Here is an 18,612-nt window from a genome sequence, read left to right on the forward strand (position 1 = left end):
GGGCCGTACTTTCACGGCCGTCAGGCGGCCTCGGCTGCACTCTCCAGATGCGCGTCGGTGGACACCACCTTGGCATAGGCGGCGGAGAGGGCGGCCATAAAGGCGGCATGCACCTGGGCCGCCGGCACGCGGACACCGTTGAACTCCAGGTCCCGTGATGCGCAGGCATCATGGACCACGGTGCAGCGGTAGCCGAAGTCGTCGGCGGCGCGGGTCGCGCCGTCGATGCAGAGGTGACTCATGGCGCCGCAGATCACCACCTCCTCGATGCCGTGCTGCTCGAGAATGGATTTCAGATCTGTGTCCCGAAAGCTGTTGACGTAGTGCTTCAGGATGACGGTGGCCCCCTCTGCCGGTGTGACGTCGGAGTGGATCTCGGCGCCCGGCGTTCCCGGCGCGAAGAAGGGGGCCTCGCTGCTCGTGAACTCGTGGCGGATATGGACGACGAGGTCGCCGGCCGCGCGGGCCGCCGCGATCAGCCGCGCGGCGTTCGCGGTGGCAGCCTCGATGCCTTCGCAGGTCCACTTGCCGCCGGGGAAGTAGTCGTTCTGCAGGTCGATCACCAGCAGGGCGGTTTTGGTGTTGGCTTCGGTCATGAGGGCGTCTCCTTTTGCGTCCCTTGGGGTTGCGATGCTCGACAAGGTAGGGATCGCCTGCCAGGATCGAAATTGGCGGAAACGACAAATCGCGAGGCAAAACTGACAAAAACCCCTGAGAAGCCGGCACCCGTCGACATCGGCGTCCTGCAGTATCCCGGTGCGCAGCTCTCCGCCGTGCACGGCCTCACCGACCTGTTCCTCACGGCGAACCGGATTGCGGAGCGGATCGGTAGCGCGCCGGGGCGGGAGCCTGTTTTTCTGCGCGTCAGCCACTGGCATCTGACGGAGGGGTCTGGCGCGGTGGAACGCTTTTACGCGAGCGGAGAAGGCGTGCCGGCGCAGTTGGCCTGTTTCATCCTGCCACCGAGCTTGGAGACCCGTCCCGGCGAAACCCCGGCCGTTGCCCTGCGCGCCTGGCTGACGGCCCAGCATAACGGCGGCGCCGTCGCCTGTTCGGTCTGCGCCGGCGCCTTTCTTCTGGCCCAGGCCGGCCTGCTGAACGGGCGCGGGGCCACCACCCACTGGGCCCTGCACGACGATTTTGCCGCCCTCTTTCCCGAGGTCGGGCTGGAGACCGAGAAGTTGATCGTCGAGGACGGGGACGTGATCACCGCCGGCGGCGTCATGGCCTGGGTCGATCTCGGCCTGCGGATCGTCGACCGCTTCCTCGGTCCTTCGGCGATGCTGGAGGTGGCGCGTTTCTTTCTGGTCGACCCCGGCGGCCGCGAACAGCGTTTCTACAGCACCTTCGCGCCGCGCCTGCAGCACGGCGATGAGGCGGTCCTGAAAGCCCAGCACTGGCTGCACAAAAGCTACCAGGATGCGATGTCGCTGGCGGCGATGGCAGCGGCGGCGGGCCTGAGCGAGCGCACCTTCCTGCGCCGCTTCCAGAAGGCGACCGGGCTGAACCCCACCGCCTACCTGCAGCGCCTGCGCGTCGGCAAGGCGCGCGAGCTGCTGGAGCTGTCGTCCCTGCCGTTCGGCCGCATCGCCTGGGAGGTCGGCTACGAAGATCCCGCCGCCTTCCGCAAGGTCTTTCACAAGGTGATGGGGTTGACGCCCGGCGACTACCGGCGGCGCTTCGCCGTGCGCTGAAGCGCTACTTCAGCGTCTTGCCGAAGCGGGCGATCAGCGTCTTAAGCTCCGCCTCACCGACGGCCGCAACGGCTTTCTCGATGCTCATCCACTTGCGTTGGCGCAGCGCCTTTTCCGGCCAGTTGCGCTTCACACGTGTCACCGCCATGGGATAGACACTGACCCGGCAGAGCGCGCCGCCCTTCAGCTCCGTCTTTTCGTAGTCGTAGCTGCCGCAGCTGCGCTTGGCCATGGTGCCTTCCAGCCCGGCTTCCTCGAAGGCCTCCAGCGCCGCTGACTCGCGGGCGGAAAGGCCATTGACCAGATTGCCCTTCGGCAGCACCCAGCGCCGCGTTTCCAGCGAGGTGACCAGGGCGATCTTCGGGCCGCGCTTGCTCAGCCGATAGGCGAGGACTGCGCATTGCTTCTTGAAGGCTTTTTTCGACATACACGTTGCATCCTGAGGGCACCCCAGGGGCATCCCATGGGCACCCCAAGGTCCCCCTGCGCCCCGCCGCCGTTGGGAGCCTAGCCGATTGCTGTCGCCGGGTGTCCAAAGAATTTCGAAGCAGGCCTCACCGGGGCAGGCTTTCAGGGAATCGTTCCCGCGTGGATTGACCGAGGTCAGAGCGCGGGCGCGCGTTTCGCACTAGCTTCACCAGGCAGGGTGCAGCGTGGCGGCTCGGTCGCGGGGAACCAGAAAGGCCGCACCAAAGCGGAGGACGGAGCGATGGATCAGGGCGAACGCCAGGCCATGATGAAATCGATGATGGAGCAGTGCTTCGGCGGCATGGACGCGAAAGAGAAAAAGGAAATGTGTGCCGCCATGATGGGCAAGATGACCGAGGGCCTCGATATGAAGGAGATGATGCCCATGATGATGGGCATGATGTCCGGCGGCGCGGCGGGAGGCGCCGAGGAGAAACAGAGTGCTGGCGAGGCGCCGCAGACGATGCAGGGCGGCCCGGCGCAGCACATGTCGCAAATGCCTGAGATGATGCTGAAGTCGATGATGCCCCACTGCATCGGCATGATGCTGCCGGCGATGGCACCGGAAAAGCGCGGCGAGGCGGCCGCTTCCATTCTTTCGGCCATTGTCGAGAAGGGCGCTACCGGCATGACCGAAGACCAGAAGCGGTCTTTGCACGACTCCTTGCAAGAGGTCCTTGATCGACTGCGGTGAGCGCGGGCGGCACGGCGGGAGCGGGCGAACAGCGCCTTGCTGTCGGTCAGGGGAGTCAAGAGTCGGTTAAGACTGGCATAGCGACGATGTGCAGTTTGGTTGTGGGCGCCTTCACCTGGGCCCTGGAAGTGTGGAGCGGGTTTTGACAGAGCGTCTTGCGAACTGTCGAGATCCTGGGAAGATTGAATCTGGTTGAATTTGAGGCATGACCATGGACGTTGCCAGCCTGATTGAGCGCGACGAATGGAAAGGCATCGCCGTGGAAAAGAAGCAGGGGCCCGGTCTCCTGCGGTGGCGGGTGCCTGTTCTGCAGCCGGGAGATGGTGACAGCCATCCCACGTTGATTCAGGTGGTTTGGCCCTATGCCGAGCAAGGCTCAGCGGCAATGCCAAGTGATCAACTGTTTGAAGAACTGAGAGTCTTCGAGGACAGGCTTTGCGCCGCCTGGGAACAAGACGCCCTAGCTGTTCTGACCGCGGTGCTTACGTTTGACGGGGCCAAGCAGTGGGTGTTCTACACAAACGATGTTCAGGCCTGCACCCGGCGACTAAATGAAATGCCTCAAGTGGAACAGCCCTATCCGATCGAGGTCACCGCCAGACCAGATGGAACTTGGGCGTTTCTGCGAGACGAAATCCTGCGCACCGTCGACACTCGATAGTCTCTGCAATCCTCGGTACCGGCACTTTTCGTTCCCGTGGTCTGCGCGTCGTGGGCTCGGCCGCTTCCTTGGGTGTAACCGGGCAATGGTCCCCTAATCCCCGAGCGTCGCCGCCAGACGCAGGGCGGCCCGTTGTGAGCGGGGGAAGAGCGCCTTGCCGTCGCCCAGAGGGGTCAGGGAGTCGGCGGAGAAGGCCATGCCGACGATGCCGCTGGCGACCTCGGCCCGAGCGCCCCGCTTCGCTTTTGGATAAGCCCGGCCCAACTCTTCGGTGACGATCTTTTCGAAGGCATCGTACCACGCACGCAGGCGCTCGCGCAGCTCTGCGCGGCTCTCCGCGGCATTGACGAGGGCGGCCCCCACCTGCAGGTCCTCGCCGGAGCTGGCGTAGCCGGGCGCGAAGAGGGCGGCGATAAAGGTCTCCAGGCGCTTCTTCTCCGGCAGCGCGGCTACCAGTTCGGCCATCTCCGCAAGGCTCTGGCGGCAGAAGCGCTCGGCCAGGGCCAGGATCAACTCCTCGCGGTTGCCGACGTGGTGGCGCAGCAGGGCCCGGGCCAGTCCGGCCTCGTCGGCCACCTTCTGCAGCGACGCGCCCTCTACGCCGTCGCGCGCCACGCAGCGTGCAAAGGCCTCCAGAATCTCTTCGCGGCGTGCCTCGGTCACCCGTGGCCGGGCCATGCTCGACTCCTCAGTTTATTATCAGGCTTGACAATTTATTGCTGCTTCCCAATTGATTGTCAGGCTAGATAATCAAGCGGCGCCTGCCAAGCCTGCGCCCGCTCACCGTTCCAACTCAAGGGCAAAGGGGACCGTCGCCGTGGTTGATCAGATCGAAGGCTGGATTGCACAGATGGACGGGCTCTCGCTGCTGATTGGCGTGGCCCTGCTCAGCATCGAAATCCTGCGCGATCTGATCCGCCGGCAGCAGACTGGCCGCCGCCTGCTGGAGACCCTGGCCAGCCTCTCGACCCAGATCCCCTATCTGGCGGGGGAACTGCTTTTCGCCACCGCCACGGTGATCGCCTACTTCACGCTCTACGAAGTGGTCACGCCGCTGCAGATCCCGGTGACGGTCTTCACCCTGGTTCTGGTGCTGATCGCCGCCGACTTCGTCTACTACTGGGAGCACCGCCTTGCGCATCAGGTGCGCCTGCTCTGGCTCTCCCACGCCGTGCACCATTCGGCCCGCCATATGAACACCGCCGTCGCCTTTCGCTTCGGCCCCTTCGAAAGCGCCTGGGCCGCCGTCATGCATCTGCCGCTGATCCTGATCGGCTTTCATCCCCTGGCGGTGCTGGGTGCCCAGGTCGCCGTTCTAGTCTACCAGACCTGGATCCATACCGAGATGATCGGCAGGCTCGGCCCGCTGGACCGCATCTTCAACACGCCGGCCAATCATCGCGTACACCACGGCTGCGACCCCAAGTACCTCGACAAGAATTACGGCGGCATCCTGATCGTCTGGGACCGGATGTTCGGCAGCTATCAGGCGGAGGAGGAGCGGCCGCGCTACGGTCTGGCCCGCGACTTCGACTCCGTGAACCCGCTGAAGGTCTGGTTCTCCGAGTATCCCGCCCTGTTCCGCGATCTGGCGTCCGCCCGCAGCTTTGCCGAGGTGCGCGGCTACCTCTTCCGCCGCCCCGGCTGGCGGCCACCTGCTTAGCGGATGGCTCCTCGCAGCTGTTGGTGGCGGCGCGCGACGTTCCGAAAGCCGTGGAGCGCCGTCCCTTTATATGTTGCAAATGATTCTTAGTTGCAATACCGTCCGGACATCAGGATGATCCGCGCCAAGGGGAGAGCCGCGACATGAGGGCGTCCGTTCGTCGATCCACCGGTGAACCGCATGGCGGATCCCACGCGCGGTCGGGCGCGAAGGGCCTTGCCGCCCGCCTAGTCCAAGTGGGCGCCGCTGCCGGGCACCTCCGAATTCGTCGGTCCTGGCCCACGGCGCCACCGGCCGGCCCTTAGGGCAATCCGGCCCCTAAACCGCTCCGACAACCTGACTCTTTCGGCAGTCCCGCAGGCGTCCGCCACCACTGCGAACGCAAAGGCTGCAGGCGCTGACGTCTGCCTGCGCCTTGGCTGCCGCCCCTGCTCTCGATCCGAATTGGAACCCGATCCATGCAGCGAACGAAGTCCGGCATCCTCCTCGGCGATCAGCGTGCCGATGCCCTCTTTCTTCTGACCGATGAGAACTTCGACGGCGACGCCCTCGATCCCGGCGAGCGGCGGGTGTTCTTCGACGGCAGCAATGCTTCCGGGCTGGCGACACCCACCAACAACATCTTCACGGTCGAGCAAACGAGCGACAAGTCGGTCTTCGTTGGTGACGGCAACACCGATGCGGTCTACCGCCTGCGCGATCTCAACCGCGACGGCGATGCCAACGACGCCGGCGAGGCGGCGGTGTGGTTCGATGCCGACAATGCCGAAGGGCTGGCGCTGGTTACCCCCAACGGGATCGCCGAAGGCCCGGACGGCGCCATCTACATCACCAATGCGGGCGTGACCTCCAGCCCCGACGATGTGGTCTACCGCACCGAGGACCTGAACGGGGACGGCGATGCCAACGACGCGGGGGAGGCCACCGTCTGGCTCGATCTTCAGACGATCCAACTGGCCGGCGGCGGCGCCCTGGGGTCTGCGGCGGTTCCCTTCGATATCGTTTTCGACGGCGAAGTGGCCTACGTGAACGACCTGACCGGCGGATCGGTGGTGGACATCATCCACCGCATCGAAGACCTCGACGGCAACGGCAGCATTTCCCCCGACGAAGTGACGCCTTTTATCACCGATGCCATGAACTTCGGGGCGCCGGTCGACATCAGCGCCGCCGTCCAGGGGGACAGCCTGCTGACTCTCACCTGGTTCCCCGACCTCTCCGATCCTGGTGCCCGGCCCGTCGTCTATCGTTTGACCGACCTTAACGGCTCCAACGATATCGACGCCGCCGAGGAGGCGGTGGAAGTCTGGAACGCCTCGGCCCTGCCGGAGGGTTACGACATGTTCGTCGGCTTCAACATCGAAACCGACGAGGACGGCAACGTTACCCTGACGGCGGACGAACATGTCGTGACCCTGACCGATCTGAACGGCGACGGCGATTACCTGGACGCAGCCGAGACGGTCATTCTGACTTCCGGTCTGGACGATCCGGCCGTGGACCGCCCGCGCGCGCTCTCGACCTACGAAGAGACCGTGCCTCAGACCGTCACCACCGTCGGCGGCGGCAACCACTTCTCGCTCTTCCTCGACAAGGACACGAACACGCTCTATGCGAGCGGCGAGAACGTGGTCGCGCAGCTTGGGATCGGCGTCAAAGGTTACGATATCAAGACGCCGGTGGAGGTGACGCTGCCGGAAGGCTTCGAGGGCACCATCGCCTCGGTTTCCGCCGGGCTGGTGCACAGCTCTTTCCTCACAGACGATGGCGACGTCTACACCTGGGGCTTCGGCAACTTCGGGCGCCTCGGCCACGGCGACGATGAGGATCAACTGATCCCGAAAAAGCTTGAGGCGCTGGACGATGCCAACATCGTCCTCATCGAGAACGGCAACGGGGCGTCTTATGCCGTGGACGACCAGGGAACGCTTTACGCCTGGGGTCAGAATTCCAACGGCCAACTCGGCCTCGGCGACGAAGACCACCGGGACGCTCCGACCGAGGTCGCGGCCCTCTCCGACGAAACCATCATCGCTGTGTCCTCCGGCACGTCCCATACTCTCGTCCTGACGGCCGATGGCGATGTCTACGGCTTCGGCTCCAACACCGATGGCCAGATCGGCGCGCCGGAGGGATTGGACGAGAACGGCGAGCCGATCCGCGAAATCCTTTCGCCGCTTAGGGTCGAGGGCCTGCCGGCCAACGTGGTTTCGATCACCGCCGACACCAAGACCTCCTTCGCCGTGACCGCAGACGGCGAGGTCTACGGTTGGGGCGAGAACCGCTTCGGCCAGCTCGGCATCGGCAGCGATAACGGCGACGGCACCTTTACGCCGGATACGGCCGACGTCCTGGAGCCGACCAAGATCCAGGGGCTGCCCGGCACCATCATCGATGTGCAGGCCGGTGCCCGCTGGGTGATCGCGCTGACCGAGGACGGCGACGTCTATGCCTGGGGGCCGAACGACGAAGGTCCTACCGGGGGGCTGGACGGCGATCCCGCGGCGGAAAGCGATGGCACCTTCTTCCCGACTCTTATCAGCGGCCTGGACGACGTGACCATCGTCGAGATCGCCAGCGGTCCCAACTCCATCATCGCCGTGGCGGACAACGGCGATGTCTACACCTTCGGCTCCAACTCCGACGGGCGCCTGGGCTATCGCACGGAGGGCAGCGTCTACGAACCCCAGGTCGTCGACTTCACCAGCGATCCGGAACCCTATCTGGTCAGCACTACGCCGGCCGACAACGGACGCGACGTCTCCATTCAATCCAGTATCACCTTCAGCTTCACCGAGGACGTTTTTGCCGGCGCGGGGTCTCTGCGCTTCGTCAACCGCGACGACCCCGCGGATACCCGAGAGATCGACATCACCGATCCGCGCTTTGTCGTCTTCGACGGCAGCGCGGTCGTGGTGACCCCTTCGGCCTTTCTCATGCCGGGCGGGCGCTATGCAGTGGAGTTCGACACCGGCGCTTTCGTCGATGCCGACGGCAACCCGGTGATCGGCTTCGACAGCGGCGATACCTCCTCCTTCAACTTCCAGGCTGCCGACGAGCCGATCGATCTGCCGCTGACGGAGGAAGGAACGGCCGAGGGCGAGTTGCTGCGCGGCGGGGCGGGCGACGACCTGCTGCGCGGCCTGGCGGGGGACGACTTCCTTTTCGGCAATGAAGGGAACGACACCCTGGTCGGCGGCCGGGGCGACGACGAAGTCGCGGGCGGCGACGGCAACGACCGGCTGCGCGGCAACCGGGGCGAGGACACGCTGCTGGGCGGCGACGGCAACGACCGCCTGAACGGCGGGCGTGACGACGACCTCATCGACGGCGGCGCCGGCGACGATACGGCCCGCGGCGGCGACGGTGAGGACACCTTCGTGTTCGGTGCCCTCAGCGGCCACGATGTCATCGAGGATTTCGAGACGTCATGGTTCTCCTTCTTCGGCGAGGAGGACACCCTGCGCCTGGACATCGACGGCATCGACAGCAAGCTTGACATGCTCGGCCACCTGGACCGCCAGGGCGGCGACCTGGTCTTCGCCTTCGATGACAGCACCAGCCTGACCTTCAAGGACACCTCCGTCCTCGACTTCATCAGGATGGAAATCGAGTTCGTGTGACGATCGCGGGCGTCCGATTGCAGGCCCTCTGATGCGAGACCCTGGAAGAGATCGCTAGTCGGGACGGGTAGGGGCGACTGAATCAGCCGGTCCGCCGTTCGGTTCCTCTTGCGCCCGAAGGCGGCTTTGGCAACACTCCGGCGCGAGTGTTCGGACCCCCCTAACCGCGCGAGGTTCCCCCCCCATGCCCGCTTTCAAGACCCTGGACGATCTGGACGTGGCCGGCAAGGCCGTGCTGCTGCGCGTCGACTTCAACGTGCCCATGGCCGACGGCAAGGTGACGGACCTCACGCGCATCGAACGGGCGGCGCCGACGATCCGCGACCTGACCGCGGCAGGGGCGAAGGTGCTGCTGCTGTCCCACTTCGGCCGGCCCAAGGGCAAGCCGGTGGCGGAGATGTCGCTGGCTCCCCTGGCGCCGGTGGTGGGGGCCGTCCTCGGCGGCACCTCGGTCGGCTTTGCCAGGGACTGCGTGGGGCCGGAACCGCGGGCTGCGCTGGGCGAGTTGGAGAGCGGCGGCGTGCTGCTGCTGGAGAACCTGCGCTTTCACGGCGGGGAAGAGGCCAATGAGGCCGCTTTCGCCGACGACCTGGCGAGCCTCGGCGACCTCTACGTCAACGACGCCTTCTCCGCCGCCCACCGCGCCCATGCCTCCACCGAGGGGCTGGCCCGGCGCCTGCCGGCGGCGGCCGGGCGGCTGATGCAGGCGGAACTGGAGCACCTGGCCTCGGCGCTGGAGCAGCCCAAGCGACCCCTGGCCGCCGTGGTTGGCGGCGCCAAGATCTCCACCAAGCTTGACCTGCTGGGCAACCTGGTCTCGCGGGTCGACATGCTGGTGATCGGCGGCGGTATGGCCAACACCTTCCTCAATGCCGTCGGCGTCGATGTCGGCCGCTCGCTCTGTGAGCACGAGATGGCCGAGACCGCCAAAGAGATCCTCGCCAAGGCCAAGGAGGCCGGCTGCGATGTCGTGCTGCCCACCGATGTGGTGGTCGCGGGCGCGCTGTCAGAGGGAACGGCGACCGAGGTGGTCTCGGTCAAGGCCGTGCCGGCGGGCCAGATGATCCTCGACCTCGGCCCGGCTACGGCGGAGCACCTGGCGCGGCGCCTCGGCGACTGTGCCACGCTGGTCTGGAACGGTCCGCTCGGCTGCTTCGAGGTGCCGCCCTTCGACTCCGCCACCAACACGGTGGCGCGGGCGGCAGCGGCGCTGACCGGGGAGGGCAAGCTGCTCTCCGTCGCCGGCGGCGGCGATACCGTCGCGGCGCTGGCTCACGCCGGGGTGCTGGACGACTTCTCCTACGTCTCCACCGCCGGCGGCGCCTTCCTGGAATGGCTGGAGGGCAAGACCTTGCCGGGGGTCAAGGCGCTGGAGGATGCCGCCTGACACTTCCGCGCGGACGCCTCTGCGCCCTCGCCTCGGCGCCCCGCTTCCCGCTGATGTGCTATCCTCTGCGACGGGGACCCGCCGCAGGACCCGGCGCGGCTGTGCCGCGCTTTGCTCTGCGGGCTGCAAGAGATCAACGATGCAGCACAGCGAGGAGCAGGCAGATGGCGACCTTTATCTCACTCGTGACCTACACCGACCAGGGCATCAAGGCGATCAAGGATGCCCCCAAGCGCGTCGACGGCGTGCGCCTGTTGGCGAAAAAGCTCGGCGGCGAGTTGGGGGAGCTCTATCTCACCATGGGCGGCTATGACATCGTCGCCTTTTCCGAGTTTCCCGATGCCGAGGCGGCGGCCAAGTTCACCCTGACCCTGAACTCCCTGGGCAATGTGCGCACCACGACCCTGCGCGCTTTCCCGGAGGAGCAGTTCCGCGGCATCGTCGGCGGCCTGCCGTAAGCCGCCGCGGCGCTACTTTTCCTGGAGGGCGAGGCGGACGCCGAGGGCGCAGTAGATGGTGCCCACCACCTTGCCCTGCCAGCGCAGGACCAGCGGGTTGCGGCGCAGGAAGGTGCTGAGGCTGCCGGCACCGAGCGCCACCGCCACCGTGCTCACCAGCCCCATCAGCACGAAGAGCACGCCCAGAACAACAAGCTGCAGCGAGACCGCGCCGTTTTCCGGCTTCACGAACTGCGGCAGGAAGGCGAGAAAGAAGAGGGCGGACTTGGGGTTCAGCACCTCGGCCAGGACGGCCTGGCGAAAGGCGGCCTTCGGGCTCAGCGCCGTAGCAGCCGCCGGCTGGCTGAAGTCGACCTTTTCCAGGATCGCGCGGATGCCGAGGTAGACCAGATAGGCCGCGCCCAGGTACTTGACGAGGGTAAAGAGAAACGCCGAGGCCAGGATGATGGCAGAAATGCCGATCACCGCCATCAGGGTGTGAATGATGTCGCCTGCGGCAATCCCCAGGCCCGTCGCCAGGCCGACCCGGGTGCCGCCGGTGCTGGCCCGGGCCAGCGTCAGCAGGACGGCGGGGCCGGGGATGAAGACAAAGCCCAGCAGGATGGCCAGATAGGTGATCAGTGTTGCTTGGTCGATCATGAGGCCGCGCGTTCAGTGTGGTTTTGTTCCGTTTGGCTTTTGCGCGCAGCACAGCATGGCCCGCACGGCCGCGCAAGCGGTCACGCGATGACGCGCATCTGCTTCATGTTGCGGAACAGTTCGGCGACGGCGGCTTCGCTCATTTCCGGGAACTCGGCCTGCAGCGCCGCCTCGGTGACGCGCTCGCGCGTCATGATGAAACTGACCTGCTGGGCGACATCGGAGGGGATCTCCACCTGCTGCTTGCCGTCGGAGAGATAGGGCTTGCCGTTGTGGCGGGTCACCTTCACCTGTTTGCTGACCCGGTAGCCGCCTTCTTCGGTGGCGGGCGTTTCCGGCTCCGCCGCCACCAGACCTTCCAGGTCGTAGCCCTTGAACGCATAGGGCCAGGTCTCGATGGCCTTGGCCGCCACTTCGCGGGCACCGTCGGAATTGAGGGCGCCGGCGATGGTCTCGCCCATGCGTGCCAGGGTTTCCTTCAGCGCCGCGGCGTCCATCGCGCGGGGCAGGTCGCCTCGCATCCAGGGGTCCTGGATGGCCGCGTCCCAGATGATCGGCAGCAGGTCGAGGGGCTTGGGCAGCGTCACGCCGAAAGCGATGTGAATGGCGCCGTTCTCGGAGGCCAGGGCGTCGTGGTAGAGCCCGCGGGGAATGTAGAGCAGGTCGCCCGGCTTCATCTCCACCTGGGCGACCACCTTGCCGGCGCGGCGCGCCCGCTCCTCGTCGGAGGGTTTGAAGGCCGGGTGGTTCACCGGCGCTTCGTCGCGGGCCTCGTAGATGTTCCAGGTCTTCTCGCCGGCGCAGTGGATGGCGAAGACCTCGTGCACGTCGCAGTGCGGGCCGAAGGCCTTGTGCTGGTGCATGGAGAAATAGAGGTTCGCCTGACTGCGCCCGCCGGTCGCGCTCTGCAGATCGTTGGCGAGCGCGCGCACGCCGGGCGCCAGGGCGTCGATGTCATTGAGGATGACCGAGGCGCCCTTGGCGATCCAGTCCTGCACCTTGTCCGGATCGGGGCGCAGGGCGCTGCCGCCCTGCATCGCCGGCACGCGGGCGCAGTAGTCGGCGGTGGCGACCGGCTGCAGGTCGAGATAGAGCTTCATGGTCTCCGGCGTCCAGACCGAGGTCATGGACATGAGCTCGTTCAGCCGCGCCAGGGTCATGATTTCGGCTGTACGCTCCGGCGTTCCGGGGAAATGCCGGTGCGTCTTGCCGAAGACGTCGCCGAAGAAGGTCTCCCGCCCCAGGGGATCCAGGAAGCCGTCCAGAAGATCGCTCATAAGTGTCCTCGTTGCCGTCCCCCGTCATACAACAAGGGGGTGATACACCAAAGAGCCAACGCCCTCAAAGCCGTACCATCAAAGCCGGCGCCATCAAAAACCGGGCTACAGCAGCCAGCTGCGGCCCAGGGTCATCAGCACCAGTGCGCCGGCGCCGGCGGCCACGCCCAGGCCGATGTTGCGCCGGGCGAGGAAGAAGATCGCCAGCGCGATCACGGCCGCGGCGATGCGGTCGGCGGCGGCGGTCTCGGCCAGCGGCCCGTTGGGCAGGACGATCATGCGGGCGATGAGGCCGGCCAGCATGGCATAGGCGACACAGGCCACCCATTCGAAGAGCGGGCTGCCGGCATCGATGCGCCCGGAGAGCGCAACGCCCAGGGCGCGCCAGAAGTAAGTCACCAGGGCGCCGGCGACCATCAGGACGACGGGCCAGAAGGCATTGTCCATCAGCGCCGCTTCAGACATGGCGCCGGCTCCACAGGCGGTCGCCGAAGAAGGCCAGGCTGCCGGCAAGCACGCCGGTCAGCAGCAGGCCCCAGTCGGCGGAGACCATGTGCATCAACGGCCCGGCCAGGGCGCCGATGGCCAGCGCCAGAATGCGCGCCCGGTGCTTTGCGTCGGCGACAAAGACGAGCATGAAGTAGATCGGGTTGAGGAAGACCAGGCCCAGGGTGACATAGCCCGGCAGCAGGTCCGACAGGAAGAACCCGACCGCCGTTGTGACCAGGCACATGGCCCAGAGCGCCACCGCGAAACCGGCGAAGTAGGGCAGGCGTTGATCCTCCGGCAAGGAGGGGCAGCGCCGCATGGCAGCCGCCCAGCCCGTCACCGCCACATAGTGGGCGAAGAGGTAATAGTGCCAGCGCGGCGTGCCCGGTGCGCGCAGGTAGGGCATCAGCGCGACGGTCATGGGCAGCAGCCGCGCGTTGGTCATGGCCACGGCGGCGGCGACCACCAGCAACCCGGCGCCGAGGCTGTAGAGTTCCACCAGGATGATCTGGCCGGGCAGGGCCCAGCCGGTGAAGGTGGAGAACAGGCCGTGCCAGACCGTCAGCCCGGCACCCTGGATCAGCGCCCCGAAGCCCAGGTAGGAGGCGCCGAGCACCAGGGCCGGCACCCCAACGGCCTCGCGCAGCCCGGTCAGGGCGGCTCCGCGCGGCGAACCGAACCCTCCGGGCCGGGCGGTTTCGCCCGTGACATCTTCGCCCGTGGCGTCGCTGTTAGGCATGGTGGTCAAAAGGCTAACGCCCGCGCCGCGGCGGCGTCAGCAGGAAATGTTCGCTTGCATAGGAGCCCTGCGGGCCGCGCAGGGCAGCCGGAGGCTTAAAGCACCCGCTCGGGCGGCAGGCGCACGATGGCCTTGGTGCCGACGCCCGGCTCGCTTTCCAGGTCCAGGCGGCCGCCGTGCAGCTTCACGAAGCCGGCCGACAGCGGCAGACCCAGGCCGGTGCCCTCGAACTGCCGGTTCAGACGGCTGTCGACCTGTTCGAAGGGCGCGAAGGCGCGCGGGATGTCGTCCTCGGCAATGCCGATGCCTGTGTCGCTGACCTGGAAGACGAAGCTGCCGTCCGGGTCACGGCGGGCGGCGAGCTCGATGGTGCCTTCCTGCGGCGTGAACTTGATGGCGTTGGACAGCAGGTTCAACAGAACCTGTTTCAGTTTGCGCTCGTCGGCCCGCAGGCGCGGCAGATCGTCCGGCAGGCTGACTTCCAGGGTCTGCTCGGCGCGCTTGGCGCGCTCGGCCACCAGGCGGCGCACCGCACCGATGATGTCGCGCGGGTCGATCACCTCTTCGCGCAGCTCGTGGGCGCCGGCCTCGATCTTGGCGACATCCAGGATGTCGTTGATGAGCGTCAGCAGGTGTTGCGCGCTCTCGTGAATGTCGGCGGCATAGCTCTTGTACTGGCTGCTGCCCAGGGGCCCCAGCAGTTCGCTCTCCATGATCTCCGAGAAGCCGATGACGGCGTTCAGAGGCGTGCGCAGTTCGTGGCTCATGTTGGCCAGGAACTCGGTCTTGGCGCGGTTGGCCAGTTCGGCGCTTTCCTTGGCGCTGATCAGCGCGTCCTCGCGCTGGCGCAGCGCGGTGACGTTCTCCGCCGTGCCGCGGTAGCCGAGGAAGGCGCCGCTGTCCGGGCAGTAGACCGGCAGGCCGTTGAGGCGGAACAGCAGGCGGGCGCCCTCCTTGTTGAGGACCTCCACCTCGATGTCGCGGAAGGGAGCGTGTTGCGGCGAGGTGACGAGGCCCGTCAGCTTGATCGAGCGCTCCACCGGCAGTTCGGTCAGCGCGCGGCCGATCAGCTCGCGGGGATGGTAGCCCAGCGCATCGTGCACCCGCGGCGAGACGAAGGTGAGCACGAGGTCGCGGTCGGTCTCCCAGACCCAGTCGGAGACTAGGCGCGTCGTGTCGTCGAGACGGGTCGTGGCCTGAACCAGCGCCGTTGCCGTCGCCTTCAGCTTGGTGGTCGGTTCATAGACCAGGGCGGTCGCTTTCAGGCTGCCGTCGGCGCCGCGGATCGCGCGTCGCTTGGCGCGGAAGTATTCGGTGCGCCCGTCGAGGATCAGCTTGTGTTCCTGGCTGACCGCCACGGGAGAAGAGCCGGGCCCCTGGGACCAGGCGCCCAGGGCCGACTGGTTGGGCAGGGCGTCAGCCGCGGCCAGTGCATCGCGGATGCGTTCGAAGGCCTTGTTGGCGTAAGTGATGGCGCCCTCGGCGTCGACGATGCAGGTCGGCGGGCCGTCGTCCAGAAGATCGCGCTGCAGGATTGCGACCAGGCTTTCGTCTTCGCTGCCGAGCGGCCCGGCGGCAGGCGACGGGGCTGCTGCATGAGCAGACTGGTGCGCCGCCTGGTGAGCGGATTGGGCCGCCCCACCCGCTTCGGCGCTGCGCGAGACCACTGTCGGCTTGCCTGCGTCGGTCTTCACCAGCTCAACTCAGCCCTGTTTTGCCTTGCTCATCGCAACATCTTCCACAGCCGCCTGGAACCCTTTGTCGCGCTGCCAGGATCGCAGAACGTGTTCAGCGTCTTCACGGCTTGCCTGATCGTAGATCCGTGTCGCCCGCGACAGGTCCCCCGGTGATGTCCTGCGGCTGCCGCCGCCGGCACTGCGGGTCAGCAGAAACAAGGTTGCAAAGTCCTGCTTCGAAACCCCCAATGCCAGACAGGCAATCGCCAGGCCCTCCCCACCGGGACCATAAAGCACTTCGGCGCGCCGCGGCATCGAAATCCCACTCCATTCTTCGAAAAGAGCCTCAAAAAGCGGTACTTCGCCTTGCCGAATAGTCTTGATCAGCAGGGCGGCATTGACGTTTTGTTCAGATACCATGCAGCGCGCCAAGTCGGCAGCGGTGGTTTCAAGGTTCCCGGCCCCGTTGGACTTGGTGATCTTATCCTGGGCAACTTCCAGGACGGCAGCCTCCACCTCGTCGTCCAGCGCCGTCGGGTGCACGTCGTAGGTCTTCAGGATTTCAGCCCGCAGGCTGGCCGCCACGATCCAGTAAAGCCGCATGGCCAGATCGTCGGTGAGGTCGCGGCGGCGGACCAGCGGCTCCTGAAACTCGTCGATGTGTTCGGCCTGTTCGGTGAGGTAGGCCAGCGTCGCCTCGGAGATCCGGGCGCTGTGGTTGGCCAGCAGGGTGGCAATGACGTCGTTGTCCTTGGTGTTCACCAGCTCGTCGGAGACTTCTTCGCTGAGCTCGCGCCGTCTGGCGATGGTGATCTGATGCTGGCGGCTGCGGTGCTGGATGACTCGGATCAGGTCGTCGTCGGACAGCAGGGTCGAGCGCAGCAGCACCGGGCGGGCGACGTCGATCTCGTCATTGGCCAGGGCGATCACCAGGGCACGGGGGGCCGCCGGATTGCGGGACAGGCGCTCGCTCAGCTTGCTGCGGATGGGGACTTCGAATTCGTGGATCAGCTTGTCGAGGATCTGCGAGATCAGGTCGCGCTCATGGTCGCTCAGCATATGGTCGCGATCCATGGAAAGCTGGGCGATCTGCGAGGACAGCTGCTCGCGGCCTTCGATCGACTTGTTGAGCGCAAGCTGCAAAAGCGCGTGAAGATCCCTATCCCGATCTTCCATCAAAGGTCACCCTGATCCGCTGCGCAGTATCGGAAGAATCCTCTCAGCCCCTCGTACGCGCCCGTGGATCGAAGACGAGGGCGCTTCGGAGCAATTTGGCACAAATCTCTAATAGAATAATAAAACAAGGTAAAAACAATGTGAAGTTTGGTCGGCTAAACTTTTGGAACCTTGAGGAAATACGCTGAACTGCCGCTTCGCATGAGAACTCGGAATCGTAACTACACGCTCTACTTCGGTGCTGGAATACCAGAGCAACCTCTATAACCGGGCCTTTTCCGCATTGCCGCCAAGAATCTAAGCGTATCAAACGCTTAGCGATTAATCGCTCCAAGTAAACACCTTTTGCGTGCAAGCCGTTTGTCAAAGGACACCTAATAGTGTGGGGTAAGCTGGTTAATTTTGACTGTATGCGGCAAGTGGTGTGATTGGGGGCTTTGCCTGGCGGTCCTGCACGGGCTGCGGCTTTGGGGCGGCCGCTGCCCTCCTTCCTCCGGGGGCCTTCACCGCTCCTTAACCGCCTGACGGCATAGTCGGGCGATGCAGATCACGCCCGGCAACTCGCCGCTCACCCTTGCGATGCTCAAGACCCTGGGCGGCCAGACGGCCGGCAGCGGTACCTCCGTCGCCGCCGGCCTCGCGTCTTCGCAGACGTCCAAGGCCATGGCGAGCGATCTCGGCGGCGGGGCCTCCGCCCGCAACGAGCCGGCCGGCCCGCCGGAGCCGGGCCGCTTCATTCCGCGTGGGACTTTCGTCGACCTGAAAGCCTGAAGCCCTCACCGGTCCGTTCCCGGGCGGTCTGGCTGTTGGCGCCTTTTCCGTGTTGCCGGTGCCCTGCTTGTGGTCTCCGAAAGGCTGGGTCACAGTACCTGGATGACCGCAGAAGAGCCTTCTCCAACGAGGACCCCGACCCCGGCGCAGCCGCAGGACGACCGCTTCGAACCGCGGGTTCCCGAAGGCGACGACCGCCAGCGCCTCGTCTGCCGTGACTGCGGTTTCATCAACTACGAGAACCCCAAGATCGTCGTTGGTTCCGTCGCCACCTGGCAGGAAAGCATCCTGCTGTGCCGGCGCGCCATCGAGCCGCGCCGCGGCTACTGGACGCTGCCGGCCGGCTATCTCGAGCAGCACGAGGATGCTGCCAGCGGCGCCCGCCGCGAAGCCTGGGAGGAGGCACACGCGGACATCGCCATCGATCAGCTTCTCGCGGTCTACTCGATCCCACGGATCTCGCAGATCCAGCTGATCTACAGGGCCCGCCTCGTCTCCCCCGACGTCCGTGCCGGGGTGGAAACGCTCGAACTCGATCTCTTTCGCTGGCAGGCTATCCCTTGGGAGGACCTTGCCTTTCCCTCGGTGCATTGGGCGCTGCAGGACCACCATGCGGTGCGGGAGCAGAGAGCCTTCGCGCCGCGCAGCAACCCGGTCGAGACCGCCGGACCGGGTGAGACCATCGGGTAGGTCCCGCCGCGCAGCTTTTTTCGGGGTGCGGCAGCACGAAGAACAAGAACCGGCGGCGGGAGGAGGATCATGCAACAGCCACTGTGCCGGAGGGTGCGAGGGGGCCGTGGGGCGCGGGCTACATGCCTTGCCCTTGTCTTGGTCCTGGTGTCGGGCAGCCTTTCGGGGGGCGCAGTCCGGGCGGCCGAGCCGCTGTTCTCGCACGAACTGCCGCGCTTTCGCAGCGGCGCCGAACTGCTGGCGGACTGCAGCGCGCAGGACCCGGCGGCCCGTGGCCGCTGCCACGGCTACATCATGGCCATCGCCGACGTTCTGGGCGGCGCGGGTGCGCGCGTCGACGGCATCCAGGCCTGCCTGAAGGGCGATGAGAGCCTGGAAGAACTGGTGGCGACCGTCGACCGGCATCTTCAGGAGAACCCGGCGCGCCAGGCCCTGAAAGGCGACGGTGCGGCGGCTTACGCGCTGGCTCTCTACCGGCCCTGCGTCACCAACTAAGGGGTCCGGAGG

19 protein-coding genes are annotated in these 18,612 nt (G+C 66.1%); 10 read left to right on the top strand and 9 right to left on the bottom strand.

The genetic code is table 11. The features are described from left to right. Positions 1–20 precede the first annotated feature (20 nt). Positions 21–596 (bottom strand): cysteine hydrolase family protein, encoded by a 576-nt coding sequence (locus Q0982_RS18090; protein WP_299397799.1) that lies wholly within the window; start codon positions 594–596, stop codon positions 21–23. A 72-nt stretch (positions 597–668) separates the two neighbouring features. Here Q0982_RS18090 and Q0982_RS18095 point away from each other — a divergent pair, with 72 nt between their 5' ends. Beyond that, complete coding sequence (locus Q0982_RS18095; RefSeq protein WP_299397801.1) at positions 669–1,694, top strand: GlxA family transcriptional regulator; 1,026 nt, start codon at positions 669–671, stop codon at positions 1,692–1,694. A gap of 4 nt (positions 1,695–1,698) precedes the next feature. Here the strand turns inward: Q0982_RS18095 and Q0982_RS18100 are convergent, their stop codons facing one another. After that, positions 1,699–2,121 (bottom strand): NUDIX hydrolase, encoded by a 423-nt coding sequence (locus tag Q0982_RS18100; RefSeq protein WP_299397802.1) that lies wholly within the window; start codon positions 2,119–2,121, stop codon positions 1,699–1,701. Positions 2,122–2,403: 282 nt separating this feature from the next. On the opposite strand from Q0982_RS18100, the gene Q0982_RS18105 reads away from it, so the two are divergent. Both Q0982_RS18105 and Q0982_RS18110 read left to right on the top strand, forming a co-directional pair. Beyond that, positions 2,404–2,856 (top strand): hypothetical protein, encoded by a 453-nt coding sequence (locus tag Q0982_RS18105; protein WP_299397804.1) that lies wholly within the window; start codon positions 2,404–2,406, stop codon positions 2,854–2,856. Positions 2,857–3,067: 211 nt separating this feature from the next. Beyond that, positions 3,068–3,517 carry a DUF695 domain-containing protein gene (locus tag Q0982_RS18110; RefSeq protein WP_299397805.1) on the top strand — a complete coding sequence of 150 codons (450 nt, stop codon included), beginning with the start codon at positions 3,068–3,070 and terminating at the stop codon, positions 3,515–3,517. Positions 3,518–3,610: 93 nt separating this feature from the next. Here Q0982_RS18110 and Q0982_RS18115 read toward each other — a convergent pair whose 3' ends face one another. Then, entirely contained in the window at positions 3,611–4,195 is a 585-nt protein-coding gene (locus Q0982_RS18115) for a TetR/AcrR family transcriptional regulator (RefSeq protein WP_299397807.1), read from the bottom strand. A 139-nt stretch (positions 4,196–4,334) separates the two neighbouring features. On the opposite strand from Q0982_RS18115, the gene Q0982_RS18120 reads away from it, so the two are divergent. The 4 genes from Q0982_RS18120 (at position 4,335) to Q0982_RS18135 (ending at position 10,648) form a co-directional block, all read left to right on the top strand. Next, on the top strand, positions 4,335–5,180 hold the full coding sequence (locus Q0982_RS18120; protein WP_299397808.1) for a sterol desaturase family protein: 846 nt from the start codon (positions 4,335–4,337) through the stop codon (positions 5,178–5,180). 458 nt (positions 5,181–5,638) lie between these two features. After that, positions 5,639–8,803: an Ig-like domain-containing protein gene (locus Q0982_RS18125; protein WP_299397810.1), complete on the top strand. Its 3,165-nt coding sequence runs from the start codon at positions 5,639–5,641 to the stop codon at positions 8,801–8,803. Between the two features lie 184 nt (positions 8,804–8,987). Then, a complete protein-coding gene (gene pgk / locus Q0982_RS18130) occupies positions 8,988–10,190 on the top strand; it encodes a phosphoglycerate kinase (RefSeq protein WP_299397811.1) in 1,203 nt (400 codons plus the stop codon). A gap of 164 nt (positions 10,191–10,354) precedes the next feature. Further along, a complete protein-coding gene (locus Q0982_RS18135) occupies positions 10,355–10,648 on the top strand; it encodes a GYD domain-containing protein (RefSeq protein WP_299397813.1) in 294 nt (97 codons plus the stop codon). A 12-nt stretch (positions 10,649–10,660) separates the two neighbouring features. Here Q0982_RS18135 and Q0982_RS18140 read toward each other — a convergent pair whose 3' ends face one another. The 6 genes from Q0982_RS18140 to Q0982_RS18165 all read right to left on the bottom strand — a co-directional run bounded on the left by Q0982_RS18140 (position 10,661) and on the right by Q0982_RS18165 (position 16,644). Next, positions 10,661–11,287, bottom strand: a complete 627-nt coding sequence (locus tag Q0982_RS18140; protein WP_299397814.1) for a LysE family translocator — start codon at positions 11,285–11,287, stop codon at positions 10,661–10,663. Between the two features lie 80 nt (positions 11,288–11,367). Then, complete coding sequence (locus tag Q0982_RS18145; protein ID WP_299397816.1) at positions 11,368–12,564, bottom strand: cupin domain-containing protein; 1,197 nt, start codon at positions 12,562–12,564, stop codon at positions 11,368–11,370. 105 nt (positions 12,565–12,669) lie between these two features. After that, positions 12,670–13,029 (bottom strand): AzlD domain-containing protein, encoded by a 360-nt coding sequence (locus tag Q0982_RS18150; protein ID WP_299397817.1) that lies wholly within the window; start codon positions 13,027–13,029, stop codon positions 12,670–12,672. After that, on the bottom strand, positions 13,022–13,792 hold the full coding sequence (locus Q0982_RS18155) for an AzlC family ABC transporter permease (RefSeq protein WP_299397904.1): 771 nt from the start codon (positions 13,790–13,792) through the stop codon (positions 13,022–13,024). The genes Q0982_RS18150 and Q0982_RS18155 overlap by 8 nt, the downstream gene beginning before the upstream one ends. A 95-nt stretch (positions 13,793–13,887) precedes the next feature. Further along, positions 13,888–15,486 carry a PAS domain-containing hybrid sensor histidine kinase/response regulator gene (locus Q0982_RS18160; RefSeq protein ID WP_299397819.1) on the bottom strand — a complete coding sequence of 533 codons (1,599 nt, stop codon included), beginning with the start codon at positions 15,484–15,486 and terminating at the stop codon, positions 13,888–13,890. Positions 15,487–15,495: 9 nt separating this feature from the next. After that, positions 15,496–16,644 carry a DUF2336 domain-containing protein gene (locus Q0982_RS18165; protein ID WP_299397820.1) on the bottom strand — a complete coding sequence of 383 codons (1,149 nt, stop codon included), beginning with the start codon at positions 16,642–16,644 and terminating at the stop codon, positions 15,496–15,498. Between the two features lie 540 nt (positions 16,645–17,184). On the opposite strand from Q0982_RS18165, the gene Q0982_RS18170 reads away from it, so the two are divergent. The 3 genes from Q0982_RS18170 to Q0982_RS18180 all read left to right on the top strand — a co-directional run bounded on the left by Q0982_RS18170 (position 17,185) and on the right by Q0982_RS18180 (position 18,600). Then, positions 17,185–17,415: a hypothetical protein gene (locus Q0982_RS18170; protein WP_299397822.1), complete on the top strand. Its 231-nt coding sequence runs from the start codon at positions 17,185–17,187 to the stop codon at positions 17,413–17,415. A gap of 102 nt (positions 17,416–17,517) precedes the next feature. Beyond that, complete coding sequence (locus Q0982_RS18175; protein ID WP_299397823.1) at positions 17,518–18,105, top strand: NUDIX hydrolase; 588 nt, start codon at positions 17,518–17,520, stop codon at positions 18,103–18,105. Positions 18,106–18,252: 147 nt separating this feature from the next. Further along, positions 18,253–18,600 (top strand): Rap1a/Tai family immunity protein, encoded by a 348-nt coding sequence (locus tag Q0982_RS18180; protein ID WP_299397905.1) that lies wholly within the window; start codon positions 18,253–18,255, stop codon positions 18,598–18,600. Positions 18,601–18,612: the final 12 nt, after the last annotated feature.

Source organism: Pelagibius sp., assembly GCF_028281305.1.
Taxonomy (GTDB): domain Bacteria; phylum Pseudomonadota; class Alphaproteobacteria; order Kiloniellales; family Kiloniellaceae; genus Pelagibius.